Here is a 3,797-nt window from a genome sequence, read left to right on the forward strand (position 1 = left end):
TGACCGCCCACACCCCAGCCGTTGACCACCGGTCACCGGCCGTCACCCCATGCCCGAAACCGTCACGCAACGCGGTCACGCTGAATGCTTACGTTTGTACCGCCGGAAGAGATCGAACAGTTGCCGATGCACCACACCCAACGACTCAGGCTCCAGCACTTCCTAAACCAGCGCGAGAAGCCGTACCTGGGCTGAACCGTCTGACGGCAGTAGCGACGGCAACAACCCCGCACAACCACGGACATCCGCGCACTTCACCGGACCAGCAAACCGCACTTGACCTGCGAAAAAGCAGATCGAAGGCTTCGCGTAGCACACGTACTATGTGGAGGCAGGCGATACGCCGGTCCTTGTCCATAACTGCAACGTCTATGCAAAGCAGTCGTACGACCGCGCTCAGGAATTGCACAAGGGCCTCTTTAAGGGGCCCGAGGACGGCGACGGTGGATATGCCTACAAGAACGACACGACAGCGGTGCTGATGGCTCGGGATACTGAGGGGAATATTAGGTCAGTAGTTGCTTCGAACCGGCCCTACGTACCCAGGGCGATCAAGAATCAACTTGATGAAGCCGCTGGTGATGTGTACGCGAACGGCAGGGGTCATGCGGAGATGACCGCACTTGCCTACATTCAGAAGAATGAATGGACAGTACTCGGTGGCGCCGCCAACAGAAACATTTGTGCATTCTGCGAGAATTCAATCCGCGATTTGGGTGGATCCCTTGAGGGTCAGACGTTTCCTGGGCGTGTAAAGACATATGCGAAGGGTATCTTCAGCTACATGGGTGAGAGGATGTTTTCGCCGTGACAGAAATTCCAGAAGTAGTCGACCGCGTTGAGGAACTTGATGAGGACGGGAAACTGAGGGTCGGGGCGCTTCTACTCGTGCGCTACTGCAGCATTCACCACGATCCGAAGTTCTCTCCGTGGTTCGAGCGAGAGCGGCAAGTACTCGCCCGAGTGGTCGAGTCGGCAAGGGGCGTGGCTCGCGGCGATGCCAGACAAGTGGATCTCGAGGAACTCTACGAGGCCCTCGAAGGTGCGCTCGAAGCCAGTGACCCCGAGGGACCGCCGTTTCAGACAGAAATCGTCGACCACATGGTCTTCGCGACGGAGGTTCTTGACTTCCTTCGGGCACCCGATGATGCAGATGCGCTGAACACTGCACTCGAGAGGGCTGACGAACTCGCTGAGGCGCATGTAGGGATGGGAGAGGAAGACCATCTCGTTGCCGACTGGCACAAGGTCGACTTCAGCGCCTTGGAGGAAGAGGCCCGTGGGCTTGATGCGATCGCCAGTGAGGATCCACTCGTTGCCATCGCGAGAAGCGAGAGCTTCGCGCAGGCCTACGCGCGCTTGATCGAGGCATATTACACGGATGAGGACGCCGGCATCACTGGTTGATGCCACGCGCAGCCCGTCCTGGCAGTGGGCCCCAGCAAAGCCGCGGCGGTGCTTCTGTCAGTTGCTCGCTTCCGGGGCTTCGAAATGGCGATCAAGAAATTGGTCGCGAGCGGCTGCTCACGGTGAATTCGAGGCTGAGAGCTACGAACGCAACAGAAGTCCCGTCGGAGAGGTGCTCCAGCGGGGCCTCTGGCTGTCTTGACGGCAGTAGTTGACGGCAACGTCAGCGGACGGGTGCTGCGCAAACCGGCGGATCGTCGCCGTCGTTGGTCTCGGCGCAGAGCTGGGCGTATCCGCTGAGTGTGTGTCCGAGGAGGTCGATGGCCTGGCACTGGAAGCGTAGGCGGACGTGTGCGTAGACGGTGGAGTGACGCCGATGTGGGCGTGCCCCAACAGTTACTTGATCACCACGAGTTCCACCCCCTGCTGCACGAGGTGCCTGAGCTGAGCTGTTCAGAGTTTCTTTACTGGTTCAAGGCGGCCCGCTGGCGCGGGCCGCGCGCGCTCCGGCCCCTCGGGGCCGCCGCCCGCTCCTGTCTCCGCCCCGCTTGCCAGCTGCCCCGCTAGTCCGAGCGCGCAACAGCCACCAGCGGGGGGTTGTTCTGGGCTCTGCCCCAGGCCCCGGCCCTCTCTCCGAGGGGGAGGAGGCCGAATGAGGGTGCGGGTCCGTCGTGGTGATGGGTGGTCGGGTCGCGGCAGGGGTCCCTCGCCGTCCGGTCACCGGAGGCGTACCAGGAACCCCCGGGGGCCGCCAAGGTCGAGCGCGAGCGTCACGGTGTGAGCCTTGGTGGCCCCCGGGGAACCCTGGTCCGGCGAAGCTGCCCGACTGACGAGGGACCACCCCCGCTCAGGCCCCGGAGTCTGCCGGGGGCCCAGCCCGCGCTGTTTCGGTCCAGCCGCGGCTGGCCTACGGCAGCAGAGTGAAGGAGAGGGGCGCCTTGGGGCGGACGACGCTGAAGTGGCGGCGGTCGAGGGTGGCGATGGCGTCCGCTCCGAGGCGTTCGGCGATGGCGAAGACGGAGGCGTCGACCGCGCCGAGGGGGAAGTCGGCGTACTTCTCGACCAGCTCGACCATACGGTCGATGTCCTGGGCGGCCAGGGGGATCAGGCTGATCTGCCCCAGACTGACAGAGCGCAGGAAGGCGGCTTCCGCGCGGGTGCCGTGCTCGCGTTCCAGGAGGTAGCAGACCTCGGTGAGCACGGGATAGGGCACCAGCAGCGGGCGTGGGGTGCGGCGCATCAGATCGACGCAGCGGGCGTGGTCCTGGTCGTCGGCATCGGCAGCGGCAACCAGCGCCCCGGTGTCCCAGATGATCACTCGGCTTCGCGTCCCATCTCGGCGCGGAGGATCTCGCCGGAGCGGGCGCCCAGGTCGCCCTTGCCGCTGGACAGTGCGCCGACGAAGTCGGGCAGAGGCCAGTTCTGCCCGCCGTCCTCGGCCGGAGTGCTCTCCCGCACGAGGGCCAGTATCGGCGCGACCTGCGACTCTGGTAGCCGGTCGATCAGCTCGTGCAGCTCTTCACGCAAGGTGTTCATGACGCCAGGATAGGGACAATCCGCACGGCGCGGGAGCCGAACGAGGGCGGACCGCCAGACACCCGTTGTGGTCTATACCGCTGACGGCAGTAGCGACGGCAACAGCCACGGACATCGGCGCACAACGACGGACCTGGACGGACCGTCAAAACCCCGCCCGCCTGCGAAAACGCAGGTAGAGCAGGGGTGTATGCCACACGTACTATGTGCTGGCGGGGGCCACGCCGGTCCTGGTTCACAATTGCGGCGACGCTGAACTTCAGAGTGAGCTGACCAAGCTCGGCAAAGCTCGGATCGAAGAGGTCAAGGGCAGCCTTTCCGAAGGTGAAATCCTGCCGGGCGCGTTCAGCGTAGGGCGTGACCGAACCACCGGAATTACCTACTACGGTGAGAGTGGACCCGCCACTGGGCACCACACCGGTGTGACCTCCCGGCTACCTGGAGAGTCCCAGCTCCCCAACGGTCGCCCGCCAGGCGTGTGCGCAGAAGCGCGAATGTGCACTAACGCCCTAAATGATGGAGCATCGTTGGAGAACTTGGATATCATCACCCTCAACCAGAAAGGAAAGAAGTTCAAAATGTGCCCCAACTGTCAAGTATGGGTGCCGGGTGCGGTCAGGAGTGTGCTCACCGGATGAGCGGGTTCAACGACACTTCCCGGCGGCAGAGATTGTGTGACGCATTCCCCGGCGTAGCCCGAGTAGACCTGGGGTCAGCTTCTATCGATCAGGTGTCCAGGCTCTACGAAGAGGCTGGATATGACGGGTCTTCGAATTTGATGGGGGTGCGGCGGTGACGGGCGGGCTCGCCGGTCACGCTGTGTGAGGTAGCTCGGGTGGTGGTACCCCGGACGC

4 protein-coding genes and 1 pseudogene are annotated in these 3,797 nt (G+C 63.6%); 3 read left to right on the top strand and 2 right to left on the bottom strand.

What is annotated here, in order from left to right; translation table 11 throughout:
* Positions 1 to 87 precede the first annotated feature (87 nt).
* The 3 genes and pseudogenes from ACFU5K_RS31470 to ACFU5K_RS31480 all read left to right on the top strand — a co-directional run.
* Positions 88 to 195 (top strand): annotated as a pseudogene (locus tag ACFU5K_RS31470) (DNA mismatch repair protein MutT); the annotation flags it as partial.
* A 130-nt stretch (positions 196 to 325) separates the two neighbouring features.
* Positions 326 to 811, top strand: a complete 486-nt coding sequence (locus ACFU5K_RS31475; protein ID WP_384068043.1) for a hypothetical protein — start codon at positions 326 to 328, stop codon at positions 809 to 811.
* Entirely contained in the window at positions 808 to 1,407 is a 600-nt protein-coding gene (locus ACFU5K_RS31480) for a hypothetical protein (RefSeq protein ID WP_384068045.1), read from the top strand. Before ACFU5K_RS31475 ends, ACFU5K_RS31480 begins: the two co-directional genes overlap by 4 nt.
* A gap of 907 nt (positions 1,408 to 2,314) precedes the next feature.
* Here the strand turns inward: ACFU5K_RS31480 and ACFU5K_RS31485 are convergent.
* Together ACFU5K_RS31485 and ACFU5K_RS31490 are read right to left on the bottom strand one after the other, a co-directional pair.
* Positions 2,315 to 2,725, bottom strand: coding sequence for a type II toxin-antitoxin system VapC family toxin (locus tag ACFU5K_RS31485; protein WP_384068048.1), 411 nt, complete (start codon positions 2,723 to 2,725; stop codon positions 2,315 to 2,317).
* On the bottom strand, positions 2,722 to 2,943 hold the full coding sequence (locus tag ACFU5K_RS31490) for a hypothetical protein (protein WP_384068051.1): 222 nt from the start codon (positions 2,941 to 2,943) through the stop codon (positions 2,722 to 2,724). Before ACFU5K_RS31490 ends, ACFU5K_RS31485 begins: the two co-directional genes overlap by 4 nt.
* Positions 2,944 to 3,797: the final 854 nt, after the last annotated feature.

The organism is Streptomyces sp. NPDC057428 (assembly GCF_042803195.1).
Taxonomy (GTDB): Bacteria; Actinomycetota; Actinomycetes; order Streptomycetales; family Streptomycetaceae; genus Streptomyces.